Raw genomic sequence first — 21,021 nt, forward strand, 5'->3', positions numbered from 1 at the left:
CGGCAAAACCTTTGCCTCGTTGCTGCTAACTTTAACGTAATACCGATGGTCAGCGCATTGCTGAAGCATTTGTAGCAGGGCTTCATTTGGGCGCAATCACCTTGAGTTTAGCCAGTTATAACGAACGGAATTTCCAGTTTTTTGGATGTCGGCTGCCATGCAATACCGCATGGATCACAATAACATCTTCTTTTTCAGCAAAATAAACAGCAAATGGAAACTTATGCAGCAGCGAGCGCCTGAGATTGCGATATACGACAGGATAAAGAGTAGGAATGGCAGCTATTCGTTGCACAGCTGCTACAACTTCATTTAAATATCGGCCGCCTAATCCCTGTTGCTGTTCTTCGTACCATAAAGCTGCTTCTTCAATATCGGCTTCAGCCTCTGGCCGGATTTGAACGATATAACTCACAGCTTCTGACGGATTTCATTTAATACTGTTGTTGCATCACGGCCCTGATTGCCGTCCTGTTCATAAGCATCAAGCCGGCGATCCAGTTCTGCCCGTTGCGCATCGGTAACCGGCAGCGCTTGCTGATCCTGCGCAATGCTGTCCCACAAATCTTCAACCAATTGCACACGTTGCTGCAACGGTAAATCACGCAGTGTTGGATTCATAACAGCCCTACCGGATAACGTTTCAATTAAGTCAAAGCATAGCGTAATTTAACCGAATACTGTACGCAATCAACATTCAATCACTGCAGCGCCAGATTTAGCGCGATACCGCCTAGCAAAACGGCGATGACGCCATCAAACAGCTGCCAGCGTTTGGCCGAGTTAAGCCAGATTTTCAGCCTGGGCGCCAAAGCAGTAAGCGAGGAAAACCACACTAACGAGGCGATACAAGCGCCGGCCATAAACCGTAGCGGTGCGGCTTGCTGATTTGCTACGCCGCCAATTAAAAATACTGTGTCTAAATACACATGCGGGTTTAATAAGGTAATGGCCAGTGCCGTTAGCGCCGTTTTGCTGTTACTCATTACCTGAGTAGTGGTATCGGTTTGCAAGCCTTTGCTGCCAGCCCAGGCGCGGCTGGCCGCCTGCCATGCCAGCCACAACAATAACGCCACCCCCAGCCAGGTGAGCAGCGGCACCAGTGGCGGCACCCATAGCTGCATTTGCTGCACGGCAAATACGCCCAGCACAATCAGCAGACAGTCACAGACAATACACACCGTAGCAATAACCAGCCGGTTTGCTCCGGCCATACTTTGGCTTAACACCCAGATATTTTGCGCGCCGATGGCGACTATTAAACTTAAACCGACACCAAACCCCAGTAAAAAAGTCATGCTGCTGACCCTGTGAAGAAAAATCTGCTGCAGAACATACCCTTTGCCACTACCATTAATCCAACGAATTATTTTATGTATAGATGAATATAATTAATGATTGACTACCGTTTATTGCAAGCACTTTCCGCCGTGGTAGAGCAAGGTGGTTTTGAGCGGGCGGCAAAACTGCTGTGTTTGACACAGTCGGCGGTCAGCCACCGCATTAAGCAGCTTGAAGCCATTGCCGGCCAGCCGGTGTTGCTGCGCACCGCTCCGCCGGTCGCTACTCCCGTGGGGCAGCGGCTGCTGAACCATCTGCAGCAGGTACTGCAAATGGAAGCCGCTCTGGGGCTGGAGGCAACCAGCGTGACCACGCTGCGACTAGCGGTAAATGCTGACTCACTGGCTACCTGGCTGCCACAAGCACTGGTAATGCCGGACTACTCACAACTGTGTTTTGATTTTGTAGTGGAAGATCAGTCAGTCGGGCTAAAACGGATGAAGCAAGGCGATGTGATGGCCTGCCTCTGTGCCAGCAGCCAGCCGGTAAACGGCGCTAAGGTGCAAGCTCTGGGCGCACTGCGTTACCGCGCTGTAGCCAGCCCGGATTTTATCCGCCGCTACCGCTTAGATCAGCATCTGCTGGCGCAGCTACCGCAAGCGCCCTGTTTGGTGTTTAATCAGGATGATCAACTGCAGCATCAGTACCTGCAGCATATATGTGGCAAGCCGCCAGAAAAAACCCATTTATGCCCTTCGTCCGAAGGTTTTTTACGCGCGGCTCTGGCCGGGCTCGGTTTTGGCCTGTTACCAGAATTACAGATGCAGCCCTATCTGGAAACTAAGCAGCTGGTTGATTTAACGCCGGATTATCATTTGGATACCCCGCTGTACGGGCACTACTGGCAAAGCGAAAGCCCGCTAATGGCACAGTTGCGCCAGCAAATTACCGCCACCGCCAGGCAACAACTGTACTGCGTTAGTTAAACAACCGGGCGGCCAGAGCAACTGGCAGCAATCATTACCCGTCTGATCGCGGCACTACGACAGCAGCATTGGCACTATTGCGCAGCCTGACGTAGCTCTGTCACCAGCTGATAGCCAATACCCCAGTTATCGGTGCTGACTTCTTCTATCAGCACAAAGGTGGTGGCCGGGCTTTTACCCAACACATCCACCAGCAGTTGCGTGGTGCCCTGCACCAGCTGGTGCTTTTGTTCGGCAGTTACGCCTTCGTCAGTTATTTTGATATTTACATACGGCATAATATGCTCCTAATGGGTGTTAATAAAAGGGTTGTCGGCGTACAGCTTAGCGACAATGCGCCACTGGCCCTGCTCTTTTAGCAAGCTCAGATAATCAATGTAGTGCCGGCCTAATAACGGACAGGATACTTTTGCCAGCGCCTGCTCGCCGCTCAGTTCAACTGACAGGATCTGATAAGCAACAGCGTGCCCCAGTGTGGCAGGTACCGACCGGTTTGCTACCAGCTCCAGCCACTGCTGTTTGCTGCGCCGCACCCCGGGGGCGTATAAGCGCGCGTCATCGTCGAAGATCCGGCTCAGCAGTTCAGTGTCGGCGCGGTGCAAAGCATCGAAATAGTGCCCGAGCAGCACGGCAATAGCCGGCAAGTCGGTATCTTGCAAAGCTGTACTCATTATGCTGCCTGCTGCTCTGCCGCAACCGCCGCCTGATAGGCTGGCAAGGCGCGCACCTTGTCAATCATCGCCTGGCCACGTGGGCCTATCTCAATAGCAACAGCAAAGAACCGGCCCCAACCGGCATACACCGCCAGCAAAATATCAGCGACAGAGTAATGCTGGCCACCCAGATAAGGCTGGCTTTGCAGCCGGGTTTCCACTAACTGCCACAGCTTGCTGACCTGAGCTGCTGCCACTTGCAATAGCTGCTGTTTAACGGCACCGTCTGCCAACTGGTTGTTAAGGAAAAACAGCTTGCTGTAAGCCGGATGCACAGTAGCATTAGCAAACATCAGCTGCTGGATCGCCTGCTGGCGCGCCGATGCTTCAGCCGGCAGTAAATCGTTGGCATGTTTGTCCAACAAATACAACATAATGGCCGCGCCTTCTGTCAGTACAGTGCCATCAACCTCTAAAGCTGGCACCGCACCAACGGCATTGATCTGCTGATAATCAGCCACGCTGGCTTTGTGGACCAGTTCAAATGGCTGGCCCAATTCGCGTAACACAACCTGCACCGCTAATGAGCAGGCACCGGGCGAAAAATACAATTTATACATAATCAATTCCTATCTTTAAGTAACCAAAAGCATCGAAGCAAGGCCACTATAGCGCTGCCAATTAAACTGATATATAGCTATAATTGAACAACTTTATTTCCCATGGGGAAACAATATGGATAAATTAAGAGCCATGCAGCTGTTTGTGCGGGTGGCGGAATTGGGTAGCTTTAGCCAGGTTGCCGGGCAACATGGCTGCAGCAAATCGATGCTGAGCAAACAGATAAGCGCGCTGGAACAAACATTGGGCACCCGACTGCTGCAACGTTCCACCCGCAGATTACAGCTAACCCAAGCCGGTGAAGACTATTTGCAGCGCTGTCGTGAAATTTTGCGCCAGATAGAAGATACCGAAGCCCGTATGCAACAGCAGCAGCAAATACCACAGGGCAAACTCAGAATTAATGCGGCTATGGCGCTGGGCCTGACGGCGCTGGCACCAGCCTTTGCTGAATTTATGCGGCTATACCCGCAAATTGAGCTGGATATACAGTTAAGCGATGAAGCGCAGGACTTGCTGCAGCATAATTTTGATTTGGGCTTACGCGTGGCCAGCCAGACGTTTGACTCAGCCTATGTCGGCCAAACCATAACCCAGTTTAGCTACAGCATCTGTGCCTCGCCAGAGTATTTGCGCCAGCATGGTGCCATCAACTGCCCGGAGGATTTAACGAATCATCAGTGTTTTGAGTACAGTTATTTTCGCCACAAACATATCTGGCCGGTCGGCAAAGATGGCGTAGCAATCCGCGGGAAGTTAAAAGCCAATAGCTCAGTGTTTTTACTGCAGATGATTAAACAAGGCATGGGCGTCGGTTTTATTCCGCGTTTTATCAGCCATCAGGCGCTACAGGCTGGTGACGTCGTTGAAGTGCTGGCAGACGAACACAAACCGAAAATGACGCTGTACGCGCTTTACCCGGTACGACAATTTACCCCGCCCAGACTAAAGCTGTTGATTGAATTTCTGCAAAATTGGTTTAGTCAGCATCCCTATCTTTAACTGCACCCGAAAATTACCGCCGCTGCAAGGCAACCGCTGTATGCCCAATGATAAGATCGCCCGGGTCTTGCCAACGGTTCCTGTTATCGTTTTACTCACCAATATCTTCAAACCACAGCTGTGGCCTTGCGGCAATAAAGTCCTGCATCAGCTGAATGCATTCTGCATTGTGCTGAATATCCAGCGTGACACCGCGGCTTTGTACATAGGCTTCCGGCCCCTGAAAGGTCGTATTTTCGCCTATTACTACTTTAGGAATGCCATACAACAACACGGTGCCGCTGCACATATCACAGGGTGACAACGTAGAGTACAGCGTGGCGCGGCGGTAATCTGCGGCTGTCAGGCGACCAGCATTTTCCAGACAGTCCATTTCGGCGTGTAGCACGCAACTGCCCTTCTGCACCCGCTGATTGTGACCGGCACCGACAATTTTGCCATCTATTACCAACACCGAGCCGATAGGAATACCCCCTTCGGCTAAGCTCTTTTTCGCCTGCGCAATGGCAGCCTGCATAAATAAATCTGTCATAGTATTACCGTTGTAAGTTAACGTTTGGCTAAGAGCAAAACATCACACTTTCAGCCGTTTATAACAAGTCCTATCGCTAACCAGCTCTTTCAGGATCAGGTTAATCCGTCGCCGCTTTGGGTGCACTGAAGGCCTTGCTGTAAAAGCCGGACGGGTCAAAACAACATACCCGCCGCTTGCCCTCTGCCAGCATATTACAGGCATCACTCACCCGTTTGGCCCGGGTTTTGGCCTGTTTTGCTGAGGTGACCCAGTGGATCCAATCCAGCCTGGCAATAGTGGTAGTGTCATGCCAGACAGCACTGGCTTCAGCGGACGCGGCCAGCGCCTGCTGTAAATCTGCTGGCAGCTCAGGTTCAGGCTCCTGCTCTACCGCCGCAATATCAAAGTTGGCCACGCTGCCAATACTGCTGCCTGCGGCGTTAAGCAACGGTTCGCTCAAGGCGAACCAATGGCTTAGCTGGCCATCCGGTTCCAATGTGGCTTGAAACGCCACGCCGTTTATATGACCGGTTACCGAGGTTCTGCCGCGCCTGGGTAGCTTTTCACTGACATGTTTTGGCAGCACGACAAAAGCCCGAAACTGCGCTTTCGCCGCTCGCGCCGGACTTAATATAGTTGCGGTAAATTCAGAATAGCTGTCGTTCTGGATCATCTTACATCAGCTTCCTTAGGGTTGATTTTCTGCCAACCGCGCGGCGGCGATATCGGCCAGTTTGCTATCCAGCGTTGCCCGGCATAACCACTGGCCGCGCACCATGACCCCGGCCGGCTGATACAGCACGGATAAATCCTGCAGTGGGTTGCCCTCCAGCAACAGCAAATCGGCGCGCTGGCCGGCTTTAACCTGGCCAAAGCGGTCTTTATCGGCAAAATACTCGCCTACCAGCGCGGTGCCACTGCGCAAAATGTCGTAGTTACTAAGGCCCGCTGCCGCCATTTGGGGTATTTCACGGCGCAGCGACAGGCCGGGCACGCTGTACAGTTGCGGCGCGTCGGTACCCATTAATATCGTGACATCAGCCTCATTTAACGCTCGCAGCAAACGCTGGCGGTTTTGCGCATGCAGCGCCGCAGTGTCGCCGCTGTAGTAGGCGCCAGAAGGTTGCTGCAGGTAACGCTGCCAGCCGGCAATTACCCGCGCCGGCATATATTTCAGCTCATCATAGCTTTGTAACTGCGCCGGATCAGAGGCGCCGATAATGGTTTGCCACAGCGCCTGGGTAGGCACTACGGCGACATTGTTGGCTTTAGTCAGCGCTACCAACGGCGCCATATCGGCTGCGGTTAGCGCTTTGTCAAAACCGCCCAGCGCTGCCATATACCCATCCAGATGATCGATGGTGCGGCTGCCAAGTAAAATGGCCTGCTCAATGCCTACCGCTTCCGGCACATGGCCGGCAAAATCGATTTGCTGTTTATGCGCTTCATCAGCTATTGCCTGATAATGCTCCAAGCTTAAACCCGGGTGAATTTTCAGTAAATCCCAGCCCTCCCGCTTATGCTGGCGTACCCGCTCGCGTGCTTGCTCTGCCGATGTGACCGTATGCTGATTAAAGCTCGGCCCGGCCAGATACAACGTTGGCCCGAGCCGTTTACCACTGGCGATATCGTCTTTTAAGCGCAATTGCTGATCGTGCCCCAGCATACCGCGCACTGTGGTAACACCACCGGCCAGATACAGCGTTAAGACATCGTCGAGATAACGCGCCGGCATGCCGCTAAAATCTGCCAATGGCGGCACATGGCCATGCATTTCGGCCAGACCCGGCATCAGGTAGCGGCTCGCGCCGTCAATCACAGTGGCCCCCTCTGGAACGGCCAGTTCAGAAGCCGGCGCGACGGCAATAATGCGATCGCCCTGCACCAGTACGCGCTGATTACGCAGCAGCTGATCTGAGTCCATTGCTAATACATGCACCTGATCAAACACTGTCATCGCCACGTCGGCCACAGGCTTTTGCTGCGCTAATAACCAGCTATATAAATCCTCGCCGGCATATACCTGCCGCCAGGCATCGTGTTCGGCCTGCTCCAGCATGCTAAACCGTACCTTGCTATGGCCCAGTTGGCGCAGAGTTTCAATGCCGGGGTAAAAGTAATTTTTATTGACGGCCGAATCACGCCCAGCGGCAAATACCCACAGTGGCGTTTGCGCCTGTGCAATAGGTGGCATCAGATCCGGATGGCCCCAGCCAACAACGGGCGCCACAGCAGCGAATAACTGCGGATGCTTACTGGCCATAAACCAGCTGCCAAAGCCGCCGTAACTGATGCCGGTTAAATACAGCCGGCCGGCGTCGGTCTGGTAATTGGCCTGCACGTTTTGCAGCATGGCCAGCAGATCTTGCTCTGCCCGCTCCCAACCGTCGGGTAACAGCGGCGGTATTGTGCTCATATCACCCACCGGTTCAGCCGGTGCAATCGGCCTGGTGGACGAAAACAGCTCCGGCCGCGGCGGCACGCCATCTGTCAGGCGCCCGGGAATATCAGCGCGCGAGCGGTTGGCAATATAAGGCACCTGCGCCATATCAAACATCTGCAGCTGCGGCACCACGATAATAAACGGCAGGTCACGCTTTTGCACCCAGGCTTCGTACAAGGGGCCATGGATTAAGGTGTAGTCCAGCTCATCCTGGCCATTACCGCGCTCGCCATTGCCGTGTAAAAACAGCATCAGCGGCCATTTTTTGTCACTGTTTTGCTGATAACCGGCCGGTAAATAGACAAAATACTGCCGTTTGCTGCTATCGATACTGCTGACATAATCCAGCCGCAACAACTGCGCTGCGCTGTTTGTCTGCTGTGGAGACATGTCGCTGCTGACACAGGCCGCCAGCGCCATAACCATTATTGCCAACAATGATATCAGTGCCCAAAATTGCTGTTTCATCTTTGCTCCGCTGCCGAAAATCTTGTTGTCGTTAGGGTAAAGTTAAAAACGGCTTAAGTATAGTCACAGTGCTAAAGCTTGCGGCTGCGCAATACATGGCAATAATCCCGCGCCACAATGGGCAATTTCGATGTGCAGTACCCGGTATTAAGCCTATACTGCAGCACGTCTTAGCGTTACCGCAGGTTTGTATGACCGATAAGCTCACTCCACCACCGATAAGCAATGAACTGCGCCAGCGAGCTGAACAGCAACTGCGTACCGGTACCGCCCAGCTTAACAATGCCTCTACTGCCAGCAGCGATGCGCTGGGCGCACTATACCGGCTAAGCAGTACCGCCAATACCGCCAGTGACGGCCTGAAATTGCTGCATGAATTACAAACCTATCAGGTCGAGTTAGATGTGCAGTTGGAACAACTACAACACGATGAGCGTGAGCACAGTCAGGAACTGTCGTGCTACCGGCAGTTCTTTGCCATCTGCCCACTGGCCTGTCTGATGCTGAGCCTTAACGGCACTATTATCGCGGCTAATGACGCCGCAGGGCGTTTATTTTCGCACGCAGCAACGAATGTAGCTGAGCACGCATCCGAGTCATTGTGTGGCCGCCCGGTGTTCTCGCTGTTTTGTCCAAGCTGCCAGCCGATGCTAAGCGCTGCGCTAGCCAAAGTGCAGCGTAACCAGCAAAGCGCGACGCTAATCGCTACCCCTGTCAGCCGTGCAGCAGAGCCGCGCTCAACAGCAGACAGCATGCAGCTGAGCATAACTCTGAGCCCTGATCACAACACCATACTGATAATGCTAACGTGAATACTGTCGCTAGCAAAAACACTCTGGCTGGTATTGTCGGCATTGGTGCCTCCGCTGGCGGGCTGCAGCCATTAGAGCAGTTTTTATCGCACACGCCGCCAGACAGTGGCCTGGCCTGGATAGTGGTGCAACATATGGACCCAACACAAAAAGCCCTGCTGACCGAGCTATTACAACGTGTCACCAGCATGAAGGTGCAGCAAGCCACACAAGGCATGCCGGTATGCGCCAATCAGGTTTATGTGATCCCGCCGGATACTGAACTCAGAGTGCACAACGCTGCACTGCAGCTGACTAAGCCAAAACAAGCGCGCGGCCTGCGCCTGCCAGTGGATATTTTGTTGCAGTCACTTGCCGACAGCCTGGCGGAGAACGCCATTGGCGTTATTTTGTCTGGCATGGGCAGTGACGGCACGCTCGGTGCTCAGGCCATTAAAGCCGCCGGCGGCCTGATTGCCGTGCAACAACCAGCGTCAGCGCAATTTGATTCGATGCCACAAGCTGCTATTGCCAGCGGCTGTGTTGATATTATTGCCGGGGCGGCTGAACTGCCCGCACGAATACAGTCGGCAATAGTGCAAATGACGGCGACGCCGGTAAAAATGCCGCAGACGCAAGCGGACGCGGACGCGGACGCGGAACAACAGCCAAAAGCAGCGGGCAGCCCGTTGCAACAAATCATTACCCAGCTGCAAAGCCATAGCCGGCATGATTTTTCACTGTATAAAACCAGTACCTTGCAGCGACGGATTGAGCGACGCATGGCTATTCACAACCTTAGTGACATGCCGCAATATGTGGCTTTTCTTGCCAGCAACCCGCAGGAAAATGACTTACTGTTTAAAGAACTATTGATTGGCGTGACACAGTTTTTCCGCGACACAGCCGTGTGGGATTATCTGGCTGAACACGCCCTGCCGGCGCTGTTACAACAAGGCGACAGTGCGCTGCGCGCCTGGTGCATTGGCTGCTCAACCGGTGAGGAAGCTTACTCGCTGGCGATAGTATTCCGGCAGTTACTTGAACACCAACCGCAGTTGCGCCATATCAGCTTAAAAATTTTCGCCTCTGATCTTAGCCCGGACGCCATCGCCAAAGCCCGGCGTGGCCAATATCCGCTGACAATTAGCGAACAGGTTAGCCCTGAGCGGCTGCAGCAGTTTTTTACCCGCCACGACAGTTATTATCAAATTAACCAGTCAATTCGCGATATGGTGTTGTTTGCCCAGCATGATGTGATACTGGACCCGCCATTTACGCGCCAGGATCTGATTGTCTGTCGCAACCTGCTGATCTATTTTGATAGCCTGTTGCAACGCAAGTTACTGCCACTGCTGCATTACAGTCTGCGCCCCGGCGGCATGTTATTACTGGGCAGCTCAGAAACGGTAGGCCGCAGTCAGGATTTATTTGTGCCACTGCAAGCAAAATTGCGGCTTTTTCAACGCCAGGAAGCGCTAGCAAAGACAACTCGTAGTTTGCCGGTGCATTCGTTTCCGCCTTTATCAACCTTAGCCAAGGAGCCCCTGGTGTCTACTGATAAAACACCTCAGCCACAGAGCGATAATCTGCAAACGGCAGCCGATCAGGTATTGTTGCAAGTGTATGCACCGGCGGCGGTGGTACTGAACAGCACCGGTGATATTGTTTACATCAGCGGCCGCACCGGTAAATATCTGGAACCGGCCGCAGGTAAAGCCAACTGGAATTTTCATGCCATGGTGCGTGAAACGCTGCGTTTGCCCCTGGCGATGGCACTGCAACAAGCGCAGACCAAAGCTGCACCGTTACAATTGCACCGCTTACCACTAACAAACGACGACACAAGCATGCAGGTGGATGTTACTGTGCAGGCCCTGCAAGAGCCCGGTGCCTTACAAGGTATGACCATGATTGTGTTTCGAGATGTTGCTGCAGCCAATCTTAGTCAGGAAGCAGAGGATGTCGACTTTTCCCTGGCAGCAGTGCAGCAGCAATATCTGGATGAAATTCAGTCCTTGCGTGAGGAAACACGCAACTCAAAAGAAAAACTGCAGTCGAGCAACGAAGAGTTGCAATCGACCAATGAAGAGCTGCAGTCAACTAATGAAGAGTTGACCACCTCGAAAGAAGAAATGCAGTCGATGAATGAAGAGCTGCAAACCATTAATACCGAATTGCAGGCTAAGCTGGATGACCTGGCGCTGGCACAAAGCGATCTGCAAAATACGCTGAACAGCGTCGAAATTGCGATTTTGTTTTTAGATCAGCAGCTCAACGTGCGCCGTTATACCGACCGCGCGGCGAATATTATTAACCTGCGGGAAAGCGATTTGGGCCGGCCACTAAGTGATTTAACCAGCAGCCTGCAGTATCCGGCCTTACACGAGGATGCGCTGGATACCTTGCGCACACTAAAATTTAGCGAAAAACAAATTCCAACCACCGACGAGCGCTGGTTTTCGGTGCGGATTATGCCATACCGGCGGCTGGATAATGTGATAGACGGCGTAGTTATCACGTTGGTGGATATCAGTGCCACCAAAAAGCTCGAAGCCGCACTGCGCGAAAAATCGCGTCACTAGCCTAATGGCGGTTACTGAACAGATATAAGGCTGACATGACAACGACATTTTTGTCCTGAGTGCAAACGGCGCCTGGAATCTTGAAGCCTCACAAGCTGCCATAAAACATATCAACGGCTTAGTAGACGCGCGTAATAACCGCCGCCATGCGTTTATATTCGATACACAGCAGGTGGAGGGTATTACACCGAAGCGTTTAAATCAGCTTGGTGTCTGCGGATTTGAAGATGGCACCCTGATTGCGGGCAGATAACAACTATACCTGCCACTGTAATTATCGCGGCAGCGGTTTAGCTGTTTAAATGAATGCAATCTATCGGGCATACTGCTATACAAGTAGGTTTATCATAGTAGCCAATGCATTCAGTGCATAAAGCCGGGTCGACTTCGTAGTGTTTCGGCCCCATGCTAATAGCCGCATTCGGGCACTCCGGTACGCACATATCACAATTTATGCACGAAATTTCTATTACAGCGGGCATGCTTAATTTGCCGCCGCGTCAATCGCTAATTCAGCTGCTAATGGCGGCTGTGCCGGAAGCTGCTTTAACAGCATAGCGTGGCTAAGGTCACACTGCTGCGGCAGTTTTACCTTCAGCTGATAACAAGCGCCTGGCGCCAGCAAAATGGCATGATCCTGCTTATCGCGCAGTGCCTGCAGCGTAAAACACTGATTACCGTCTGGCGACATTAATATCAGGCTATCACCAACGCTAAACTGGTTTTTTACTTCCAGTAACGCAAAACCTTCGCTGTCCTGTCCGCCAATAAACTCGCCAACTAACAGCTGCTCACCGACACTGTGGCTGGTGTGGTAGTTTTGCGTATCCTGCGGTTTATGCCGGCGTAAAAAGCCCTCGGTAAAACCGCGGTTGGCCATACCGTCCAGCTCATTCAGTAAATTGGGGTTAAAGGCTTTGCCGGCCACGGCATCGTCGATAGCCTGGCGATACACCTGAGCGGTGCGTGCGACATAATACGGCGATTTAGTACGGCCTTCGATTTTTAGCGAATGCACGCCCATCGCGGTTAATGCCGGCACATGCTCAATAGCGCGTAAGTCTTTTGAATTAAGGATATAAGTGCCATGCAGGTCTTCATCTATCGCCATCAGCTCACCGGGGCGGCCCTGCTCTTCCAGCAGCGCCGGCGTGCTTATCGGTTTAAACTGGCCGACTTCATCTTCGGTTGCCGCATGCACCTGATAGGGCCAGCGACAGCTGTTGGTACAGGCGCCCTGGTTTGGGTCGCGCTTGTTAATATAGCCCGACAACAAACAGCGGCCGGAGTACGCCATACACAGCGCACCGTGCACAAAGACTTCCAGCTGCATATCCGGCACCTGCGCGCGGATTTCGGCTATTTCATCTACCGCCAGCTCGCGCGATAAAATAACCCGCTCTACCCCCTGTGCCTGCCAGAACTTTACCGCCGCCCAGTTTACCGTATTGGCCTGCACCGACAGGTGCAGTGGCATCTGTGGGAAATGCTGTTTTAGCAAATACACCACGCCAGGGTCGGATACAATCAGCGCATCAGGTTTAAGCGCCACCACCGGCGCCATATCGGCAATAAAGCTTTTAAGCTTGCTGTTATGCGGCGCAATATTAACCACCACATACAGCTTTTTACCCAGCGCATGGGCTTCGTTAATGCCAATTTCCAGCGCGGCTAAATCAAACTCGTTATTGCGCACGCGCAGGCTGTAACGCGGTTGGCCGGCGTACACGGCATCGGCACCATAGGCAAACGCCAGGCGCAGTGCTTTTAAACTGCCGGCTGGGGAGAGTAATTCAGGTTTAAACATAACAGGGCCTCTGGCACAACATGACAACTATAAAAAGGCGGCTAGTCTAACGCCGGTAGGAAAACCGGCTTTGATCTGCCGCAAACTGCCGCTGGTTAACAGTTGGCCTGCGCCGGCTGAGCCGCTTTAAAGCCGCTGGCAAAGTTATTCAACCGTGCGGTACGGCTACCAGATGGCAGCATCACTTCGATCAGGCTAAAGCGTTTGTCATTGCAAAGTGCCAGCTGCAATGCCTGCTCAAAGTCATCCAGGTTATTAACCTGCATACCCTGCCCGCCCATAGCGCGCGCCAGTTCGGCATAGTGCCAGTTGGTTAAATTGGTGCAGTTAAGGCCGGGTGCAAAGGCGTCTATCATGTCCCAGCGCTGGTTATTAAACACCACAATAATCGGGGCAAAGCCATAACGGGCGCAGTGACCAAGCTCAAGCCCGGTCATTAAAAAGGCGCCATCACCCACCAATACCAGCGGCCGTAAGCCGGTAACCGCCTGCACGCCAAAAGCGGCTGGCACGGCGTAGCCCATAGAGGCATAAAACGCCGGCGCCAGCATTAAGCTGGGTTTGGCATGCAAGGAGGCAAACAGGCAATCACCAATATCGGAAATCAGCGGCATGGTGTCATTGCGCTCGGTCAATACCGCATCCAACTGCCTTACCAGGCTGCTGGCACTCAGCTGTTGTGCAGATTCAGGCTGTGCAAGTGTAATATCTGGCACAGCCACATGTTCAAACGGCACTATGCGCTGCTGCGCTAATGCCGCCAACAGCGGCTTTAATGCCAGTTGATGGTAGGTTGCCAGCCCGAGCGTCAGCTGGTTTTGCTCTATGCACACCACTTTTGCCGCCGGAAACAGCTCGCTATGGGCAGCAAAGTTACTGTCGGTTTTAATCACGCCAATTTGCAGAATGACATCAGCATCACGCAGTAACTGCGTCGGCCGGATATCGGTTTTATCCAGGAAAATACCGCCATACAGCGGATGCTGTTGATTAAAACTGGCGCGGCCCATTAAGGTACTGACAAAGGGGATATTCAACTGAATAGCTAAGGCTTCCAACTCCGCTACTGCATCAAAGCGACGTACATCGACCCCGGCCAGAATAACCGGACGCTGGGCATAAGCTAAGCGCTCGGCTAAATGCGCTGTGGCCAGCGCCAATTCGTCCTGCAACTCTGGCTCTGGCTGATATTCTCCTGCCAGCCGGGTGACAAACTGCACTGCATCGCGTGGTATTTCCAGCAGTACCGGCCGGCTTTGCTGTTTAGCGATGCTAAGTGCCGCGCGGATATCTGCGCCAGCGCGCTGGGGGTTGTCTAAGCGTAATTGCGCTGCGGTGATCTCGCGATAGATATCACGTTGTGAATCGACCGTTTTGGCCTGATGATGGATAAGTAAACCGCGGTCAATCTCACTTTCGCTGGGGAAACCGGCAATAACCACCAAGGGCACATGCTCAACATAGGCCTGCGCCACCGCGTTAACGGCATTAAGTGCACCCGCACCGTAAGTTAAGATCACTACCGCCGGGTTATTGCTGATGCGCGCCGCGGCATCAGCGGCAAACACCGCTGAGGGCTCATGGCTTAAATAATACAAAGGCAGGCTATTGCGCTGCTGCAACTGTTCAAACAGCGGCAGCACAAAATCACCCGGAATACCAAATAACTGCTTAACACCAAACACGTCCAGTTCGTGCAACAAGGCATCGACCAATAGCATAACCACTCCAATTCTGCGTTTTGTCAGGCGCAGTGTGGTGATTATTGCGATTAGCGGTGTTGATGCAGATCAAGGCTGCGCCGGCTTACGCTGGCGCAAAGGTGGTAGGGGCGCATATTTGCGCCCTTGTTTTAACGCAGCAAATTAGAAAACGGCAGTATCGATACTATTTCGCCAGCCGGCAGACTACCGCTGTCACGCGGTAACACGATATAACAATTAGCGTTAGCGATAGAGCTCAGCATGCCGGAGCTTTGTGCGCCTAAGGTTTTTACTTTTAAGCCGCTTTCACCCTGCCAGTACCAGCCGCGCTGATAATCCATCCGGCCGGGTTGTTTTTTCAGCGGCACTTCGCACTCGGCGCTTAACAGCTTAACTTCGCCAACCACATTTTCACCGCTAAGTTTACGCAGCACCGGCTGGACTAATTGATCCAGCGTTACGACTGCCGCTACGGGGTTGCCGGGTAAACCAAAAAACCAGCAGTTATTCAGCTTACCAAAGGCAAAGGGTTTGCCGGGCTTTATCGCCACCTGCCAGAAGTTAATCTGGCCCAGTTTATATAAAATTTGCCGGGTATAATCTGCCTCGCCGACTGAGACACCTGCACTGGTAATAAGCACATCCGCCTTTGCCATCCCTTGCAAAAACGCCTGCTCTATCGCCTGCGGATCGTCCGGCAATAAGCCAAGATCAATAACCTGCACGCCAAGACGCTTAAGCATAGCGGCGATAACATAACGGTTGCTGTCGTATATGTGTCCCTCAGGCAGACTTTGACCTGGCGGTACCAGTTCGTCACCACTGGAGAAAATCGCCACTTCTAACTGGCGTAATACTTTTACGTTAGCAATACCAATCGATGCCAGCAAACCGATATCGGCCGGGCGCAGTTTGTGCCCAGCAGCAAACACTTCAGCCCCGCTAGCGATGTCTTCACCGGCACGGCGCACATGCTCGCCACTGACGGGCACCAGCTGACATAAGATCTGCTGCTGTAAATCGGTTTGTGTGAGCTTAACCTGCTCTTGCATCACCACGGTATCTAAACCTAGTGGCATTACAGCACCGGTGGTAATACGCACACAGCTGCCAGCCGGTACCGGCTCAGTATAAGCATGGCCAGCCAGCGCCAGGCCAGCTACCGTCAGCGGCTGGCCGGGTTTAACATCGCTGGCACGCAGCGCATAGCCATCCATCGCCGCGTTGTCATAGCCGGGCACATTGATGTTTGATAGCACAGGCTGCGCCAGCACCTTATCCAGCGCGTCGGTTAACGGCATACTAACACATTGTGTCAGCGGCGCCACTTCACTCAGCATCTGTAATATTGCCTGCTCAGCGCTGAGCATAGGTTTCGGGGCGCGGGCGTCTTGCATCAGGCGTTACTCCTTTAAAGCTTGTTACCTTGTTGATTAACCATCCACACCGCCGCTTCAACGCGTGAACGCAGGCCAAGTTTTTTCAGCAGATGTTTTACATGCACCTTTACCGTACCGTCAGAGATATTCAGTTCACGGGCAATCAGTTTATTGCTTAGGCCCTTGGCGATAAAACTTAAGATTTCATGTTCACGGTTGGTCAGGCTGTTAAGCTCAGCCGGGGGCTTCACCGCCGGGCGGCGCAGCGCACTGGCCAGCACCTGGGTAATGGCTTCGCTTAGCACCATTTTGCCGGTTAGCGAGCGCTTAATATGCTCGAGCAGCAGCTCGGGGTCGCTGTCTTTTAGCAAATAGCCATCAGCGCCATTGCTAATGGCATTGACGACATCTTCATCGGCATCCGATACCGTTAGCATTACAATGCGCGAGGTAACGCCTTCATCACGTAAACGTTTTAACGTGGCAATGCCATCCATACCCTGCATATTTAAATCCAGAATAATCAAATCCGGGTCCAGCTCTACTGCCAGCGGTATCGCTTCTAAACCGCTGCTGGCTTCGGCAATCACCTCCAGCTCATCTTCCAGCGCCAATAACTGCTTTAAACCTTTGCGTAGTAACGGGTGGTCGTCTACCAACATAATGCTGGATTTTTGCTCTGACATGACTGGCTCCAAACTTGAACTGTTTCTTTATAACTATTAGCTTATAACAAGGCGGGGCTAACTTTGATATAAATCAGTTAAATGACAGATCAGTCAATTTGGCTTTCAGCCAGCCGTTGTTAGTTAGCGCCAAATTAAAATGAATAAGCAACTGATTTTAAACACCATTAAAAATTCGACACTGACAAACTACCAATTTATAGGTACCTCCAACTATCCCCTGGGCCGCCAACGGCTAACACCGAAGATACATTGTGACATTGCGATACGCCCTGCATAGTTTGCACAGTTTAAATTGCAGTTCCTAACAGGAGTGAACTATGTCAGATCTTAAACAATGGCAACCGGAAGACGACAACTTCTGGCACAGCACGGGCAAAGCCATTGCCAATCGTAACCTGTGGATCTCTATCCCCAGCTTGCTGTGCGGTTTTGGTGTCTGGATGTTGTGGAGCATTGTCACCGTGCAAATGCTTAACGTTGGTTACCCGTTTAGCACCGCTGAGCTATTTACCCTTACCGCTATTGCCGGCTTAACCGGCGCCACGCTGCGGATACCGTCTAGCTTCTTTGTCCGACTTTGCGGCGGCCGTTATACACTGTTTTTAACCACCAGCTTGCTGCTGCTACCGGCGGTGGGCACTGGGTTAGCACTGCAGAGCATCGACACGCCGCTGTGGGTATTTCAGCTGATGGCGCTGCTGTCAGGTATTGGTGGCGGTAACTTTGCCTCATCAATGTCCAATATCAGTTTCTTCTTCCCGAAAAAGCAGCAGGGGTTGGCACTTGGCTTAAATGCTGGCCTGGGTAATTTTGGCGTGACTACGGTGCAAATACTGGTGCCGATTTTTATGTCGTACGGTGTGTTTAGCCTGCTGGGCGGCGGTGAGCCAATGCTGCTGGCCAAAGCCAGCGGCACGGTAACCGGCACTATCCCGGCCGGCACTGAAACCTGGATCCAAAACGCCGGTTTTGCCTGGTTAATTACCTTAGTACCACTGGCCTTTTTACTCTGGTTTGGCACCAATAATATTCACACCGAAGAAGTGACGCCTAAGCTGCCCTCGGCCGTTAAGGCCTTCAGTATTATTCTGGCGATGTTGGGGATTGGTTTTATTACCTCTATTGCCGGTCTATGGCTGATATTGCCAGAGTCGGCCAATGGTTCAGGCTTTGGTATTCCGAAAGAAATCGTGCTGATTGCCATTTTGTTTGCCACGGTGTTTTTATTAAAGCTGCTGCCCGGTGCTATTCGTACCAGCCTGGACCGGCAATATAAGATTTTTAATAACAAACATACCTGGGTGATGAGCGTGCTGTACGTGATGACCTTTGGCTCATTTATCGGTTTTGCCGCGGCGTTTCCGTTGTCTATTAAAGTAATATTTGGCTACAGCCACATTATGGTAGACGGCGTAATGACCCACAGCACGCCCAACCCTAACGGCCCAAGCGCCCTAACCTACGCCTGGATAGCGCCTTTTGTCGGCGCACTTATCCGTCCTGTTGGCGGCTGGATTGCCGATAAACTCGGTGGCGCCTTTGTTACCCAACTGTGCTCTGTGGTGATGATCCTCTGTGCGCTGGGTGCGGCTTACTATATGCAGCTGGCGTATCAAAGTGCCACGCCAGAGCAATACTTTGTGCCATTTTTCCTGATATTCTTAGGCCTATTTGCCGCCAGCGGCATTGGTAATGGCTCAACCTTCCGCACCATCGCCGTGGTCTTCCCCAAAGAGCAGGCAGGCCCGGTACTGGGGTGGACATCAGCGGTGGCAGCCTATGGCGCTTTTTATATTCCACAGGTGCTGGGTGAGCAAATAAAAGCCGCCACGCCAGAATATGCGATGGTCGGTTTTGCTATCTTTTATGGCCTGTGTTTGCTGGTGAATTGGTTCTTTTACCTGCGTAAAAACGGTGAGTTTTATAATCCGTAATAGAAACCCCCATTCCCGCAAACATAAGGGGCGTAAATATACGCCCCTACAATATCGATGCAGACACCTAACCCCGTTATAAAACCCAAACAACCGTAGGGGCGCCCGTTTTAATACGAGCAGGCGCCCCATCATTGCGGCTTAGATATTGCTCACGCCATCTGCTGCTGTAACAAATACTCCGGCGTAAAACTAAAATACACTCCGGTGCCGCCTTCTTTGCGTGCCTCAATCTGTATTTGCCCGCCTAAATGTTTGCTGCGCTCCTGCATAATGGCCAGGCCATAATGATTAAGCTTTTCTGCCGCTTGCGGTATACCAATACCATTATCTTCCACCGCCAGACTGATGCCGTTTGTACTGTGTTGCAGGCTAATTTTCAGCTCGCTGCCCTGGCTGTGGTGCACTGCATTTTGGCTGGCTTCACGGATGATCTGCAGCAGGTGGATTTCCTCATGCGGTGCCAGTGGAACGTTGGTGAGCTGATAATCCAGTCGGATCTGTAACTCAGACTGTTCAGTAAGCTGCTTAACCGTGGTTTGCAGAGCGCTCAGCAAGCCCTCACCATCTACTTTTAACCGGAAGGTAGTTAACAGCTCACGCAGCTGCCGATATGCCGCGTCCAAGCCCTGCTTTAACTCGGCCGACACATCAGCAATAGTGGCTTTATCCTCTTTTTGCGTGGCTTTATTTAACCGGGTAACCTGAATTTTCAAATACGACAGTGCCTGTGCCAATGAATCATGCAATTCGCGGGCAATTACCGTGCGCTCTTGCATTAGCGCCAACCGGCGCACCTGCTGCTCTTCAGATTTTAAGCTTAGCGCCAGTGCCAGCTGATCGGCCACTGATGCCAGCAATTGTTGTTGCCAGCGTGTCAATTGCTGGCCTTCAGGAACCCGGGCGACCAGTACGCCATATTTTTTGCGGTCACGCTGTAACAGATAATTAAACTGATGCGTATTGCAACCTGCATTATCGCTCTGCGTCAAACAATCACCACAGTTTTGCTCGACACAAGGCTCAGCGCCAGTATCGCCGGGCACCAGTTGCATATAGGGTCTGTCGCCTTCCTGAGTGAACAGGCAAAGCTCCAGATCGTCCAGTTTAACCACCGGTTTAAGTTCGGCAATAATCTGATTAAAATCAGAATATTCAGGTACATGCTCACTGATGCGCTGCGCCGTGTTGTATAAAAAGCGTAAGGTGGTATTGGTATGTTTCAGCGTCTCGGTTTGCTGTTCTACCCGTTGCTCTAAATTGCCATACATATAACCGATAGAATCATTCATTTTATTAAAGCTGTGCGCCAATGTGCCCAGCTCGTCATTGTTCTCGACGCTGAGACGATGGGTAAAATCGCCCATAGCTACGCGTTTTGCGCCCTGAGTTAGCGCTTCAAGCGGTTGCTGTACCATCACCTTTAACCAATAAATCACTATTGCCGACAGTAATACGGTCGCCAGCAGCGCCACCAGTTGCAAGGTGCGAAAACTGCGTACCTTTTGTTCTGCATCCTGCTGAATATGCGATACCAGTTGCTCCAGCAACTGGATTTGCCCTGCCAACGCCAGCTCAATCTGAGCTGGCTGCTGCGGCGACTGTGTTAGTTTCGGCTCAATTTGCTGCCAATACTGTCTGGCGGCATCAAACTGCGCCGCTATAGTGTCGTTATGCATAAAACGGGTAAATACCGGATGCTGCCAGCTCTGGTTGAACTGCGCTTTGGCCAGCTGTAACTTTTGCTCGTCTTGCTGCTGCATTAACCACGCCATGCGATAAGTTTGCATCCGTAGCGAACCTGCCACATTCACCGCATGGGCATCGTTATCGGTTTTATCTGATAACCAGTAAGACGCCAGCATAGTGCCAATGGCCAACGTAACAATACACGCCAGGGCGATATTAATCCTTGTAACAATAGAAAACTGTCGCATAACCACTCCGCTTATTTACTGCTTAAGCATACCTGCTTATCTGATATCCCGCCGCTTTGTTACAAAAACCGCCGGCACAATTGAGCTACCCCCTTTTTCCCGCCGGAGTAGCTGGCACTTGCCACTTCATACCACAAGAGGTAAACACCCGCTTATTGTCGGCGATTACAGCGCTACCCACACTACCACCTTGTGGGTATTTTCGTTTTTTATCAGCTATTTAGCGCT

At 52.2% G+C, this 21,021-nt stretch carries 19 protein-coding genes and 1 pseudogene; 5 read left to right on the forward strand and 15 right to left on the reverse strand.

Annotation, left to right across the window (positions count from 1 at the left end):
- Positions 1 to 115 precede the first annotated feature (115 nt).
- The 3 genes from I4W93_RS09360 to I4W93_RS09370 form a co-directional block, all read right to left on the reverse strand.
- The gene (locus I4W93_RS09360) at positions 116 to 415 is read right to left on the reverse strand and encodes a type II toxin-antitoxin system RelE/ParE family toxin (protein WP_205311189.1); all 300 of its coding nucleotides are present in this window, start codon (positions 413 to 415) and stop codon (positions 116 to 118) included.
- Positions 412 to 621 (reverse strand): addiction module protein, encoded by a 210-nt coding sequence (locus I4W93_RS09365; RefSeq protein ID WP_205311188.1) that lies wholly within the window; start codon positions 619 to 621, stop codon positions 412 to 414. Before I4W93_RS09365 ends, I4W93_RS09360 begins: the two co-directional genes overlap by 4 nt.
- Positions 622 to 701: 80 nt before the next feature.
- Entirely contained in the window at positions 702 to 1,298 is a 597-nt protein-coding gene (locus I4W93_RS09370; protein ID WP_205311187.1) for a LysE/ArgO family amino acid transporter, read from the reverse strand.
- Between the two features lie 96 nt (positions 1,299 to 1,394).
- Here I4W93_RS09370 and I4W93_RS09375 point away from each other — a divergent pair, with 96 nt between their 5' ends.
- On the forward strand, positions 1,395 to 2,267 hold the full coding sequence (locus I4W93_RS09375) for a LysR family transcriptional regulator ArgP (protein ID WP_205311186.1): 873 nt from the start codon (positions 1,395 to 1,397) through the stop codon (positions 2,265 to 2,267).
- A 74-nt stretch (positions 2,268 to 2,341) separates the two neighbouring features.
- Here I4W93_RS09375 and I4W93_RS09380 read toward each other — a convergent pair whose 3' ends face one another.
- Genes I4W93_RS09380 through I4W93_RS09390 form a run of 3 tightly spaced genes read right to left on the reverse strand, consistent with a single transcriptional unit; the run spans position 2,342 to position 3,540 of the window.
- Complete coding sequence (locus tag I4W93_RS09380) at positions 2,342 to 2,545, reverse strand: 2-hydroxymuconate tautomerase family protein (RefSeq protein WP_205311185.1); 204 nt, start codon at positions 2,543 to 2,545, stop codon at positions 2,342 to 2,344.
- A 9-nt stretch (positions 2,546 to 2,554) separates the two neighbouring features.
- Positions 2,555 to 2,938 (reverse strand): nuclear transport factor 2 family protein, encoded by a 384-nt coding sequence (locus I4W93_RS09385; protein ID WP_205311184.1) that lies wholly within the window; start codon positions 2,936 to 2,938, stop codon positions 2,555 to 2,557.
- Positions 2,938 to 3,540, reverse strand: a complete 603-nt coding sequence (locus I4W93_RS09390) for a glutathione S-transferase family protein (protein ID WP_205311183.1) — start codon at positions 3,538 to 3,540, stop codon at positions 2,938 to 2,940. The genes I4W93_RS09385 and I4W93_RS09390 overlap by 1 nt, the downstream gene beginning before the upstream one ends.
- 115 nt (positions 3,541 to 3,655) lie before the next feature.
- Between I4W93_RS09390 and I4W93_RS09395 the strand changes: the two genes are divergently transcribed.
- The gene (locus I4W93_RS09395; RefSeq protein WP_205311182.1) at positions 3,656 to 4,543 is read left to right on the forward strand and encodes a LysR family transcriptional regulator; all 888 of its coding nucleotides are present in this window, start codon (positions 3,656 to 3,658) and stop codon (positions 4,541 to 4,543) included.
- Between the two features lie 91 nt (positions 4,544 to 4,634).
- Here I4W93_RS09395 and I4W93_RS09400 read toward each other — a convergent pair whose 3' ends face one another.
- The 3 genes from I4W93_RS09400 to I4W93_RS09410 form a co-directional block, all read right to left on the reverse strand.
- The gene (locus tag I4W93_RS09400) at positions 4,635 to 5,075 is read right to left on the reverse strand and encodes a nucleoside deaminase (RefSeq protein ID WP_205311181.1); all 441 of its coding nucleotides are present in this window, start codon (positions 5,073 to 5,075) and stop codon (positions 4,635 to 4,637) included.
- A gap of 100 nt (positions 5,076 to 5,175) precedes the next feature.
- Positions 5,176 to 5,730: a YdeI/OmpD-associated family protein gene (locus tag I4W93_RS09405; protein WP_205311180.1), complete on the reverse strand. Its 555-nt coding sequence runs from the start codon at positions 5,728 to 5,730 to the stop codon at positions 5,176 to 5,178.
- Between the two features lie 15 nt (positions 5,731 to 5,745).
- Positions 5,746 to 7,968 carry an amidohydrolase family protein gene (locus I4W93_RS09410; RefSeq protein ID WP_205311179.1) on the reverse strand — a complete coding sequence of 741 codons (2,223 nt, stop codon included), beginning with the start codon at positions 7,966 to 7,968 and terminating at the stop codon, positions 5,746 to 5,748.
- A 191-nt stretch (positions 7,969 to 8,159) separates the two neighbouring features.
- Here I4W93_RS09410 and I4W93_RS09415 point away from each other — a divergent pair, with 191 nt between their 5' ends.
- Together I4W93_RS09415 and I4W93_RS09420 are read left to right on the forward strand one after the other, a co-directional pair.
- A complete protein-coding gene (locus tag I4W93_RS09415; RefSeq protein ID WP_205311178.1) occupies positions 8,160 to 8,780 on the forward strand; it encodes a nitrogen regulation protein NR(II) in 621 nt (206 codons plus the stop codon).
- A complete protein-coding gene (locus I4W93_RS09420; RefSeq protein ID WP_224673361.1) occupies positions 8,777 to 11,344 on the forward strand; it encodes a chemotaxis protein CheB in 2,568 nt (855 codons plus the stop codon). Before I4W93_RS09415 ends, I4W93_RS09420 begins: the two co-directional genes overlap by 4 nt.
- A gap of 296 nt (positions 11,345 to 11,640) precedes the next feature.
- Here I4W93_RS09420 and I4W93_RS09425 read toward each other — a convergent pair.
- From I4W93_RS09425 to narL, 5 genes and pseudogenes are all read right to left on the reverse strand, one after another.
- Positions 11,641 to 11,826 (reverse strand): annotated as a pseudogene (locus I4W93_RS09425) (YfhL family 4Fe-4S dicluster ferredoxin); the annotation flags it as partial.
- A gap of 2 nt (positions 11,827 to 11,828) precedes the next feature.
- Positions 11,829 to 13,151, reverse strand: coding sequence for a prephenate-dependent tRNA uridine(34) hydroxylase TrhP (gene trhP / locus I4W93_RS09430; protein ID WP_205311176.1), 1,323 nt, complete (start codon positions 13,149 to 13,151; stop codon positions 11,829 to 11,831).
- Positions 13,152 to 13,246: 95 nt separating this feature from the next.
- Positions 13,247 to 14,872 (reverse strand): thiamine pyrophosphate-binding protein, encoded by a 1,626-nt coding sequence (locus tag I4W93_RS09435; protein ID WP_205311175.1) that lies wholly within the window; start codon positions 14,870 to 14,872, stop codon positions 13,247 to 13,249.
- 131 nt (positions 14,873 to 15,003) lie between these two features.
- On the reverse strand, positions 15,004 to 16,251 hold the full coding sequence (moeA, locus tag I4W93_RS09440) for a molybdopterin molybdotransferase MoeA (RefSeq protein WP_205311174.1): 1,248 nt from the start codon (positions 16,249 to 16,251) through the stop codon (positions 15,004 to 15,006).
- Positions 16,252 to 16,265: 14 nt separating this feature from the next.
- Positions 16,266 to 16,919, reverse strand: coding sequence for a two-component system response regulator NarL (gene narL / locus I4W93_RS09445; protein ID WP_205311173.1), 654 nt, complete (start codon positions 16,917 to 16,919; stop codon positions 16,266 to 16,268).
- 320 nt (positions 16,920 to 17,239) lie between these two features.
- Here narL and I4W93_RS09450 point away from each other — a divergent pair, with 320 nt between their 5' ends.
- Positions 17,240 to 18,856 (forward strand): MFS transporter, encoded by a 1,617-nt coding sequence (locus I4W93_RS09450; protein WP_205311172.1) that lies wholly within the window; start codon positions 17,240 to 17,242, stop codon positions 18,854 to 18,856.
- Between the two features lie 152 nt (positions 18,857 to 19,008).
- Here the strand turns inward: I4W93_RS09450 and I4W93_RS09455 are convergent, their stop codons facing one another.
- The gene (locus I4W93_RS09455) at positions 19,009 to 20,793 is read right to left on the reverse strand and encodes an ATP-binding protein (protein WP_205311171.1); all 1,785 of its coding nucleotides are present in this window, start codon (positions 20,791 to 20,793) and stop codon (positions 19,009 to 19,011) included.
- Positions 20,794 to 21,021 lie beyond the last annotated feature (228 nt).

It is taken from the genome of Rheinheimera maricola (assembly GCF_016918075.2).
Classification (GTDB): Bacteria; Pseudomonadota; Gammaproteobacteria; order Enterobacterales; family Alteromonadaceae; genus Alishewanella; species Alishewanella maricola_A.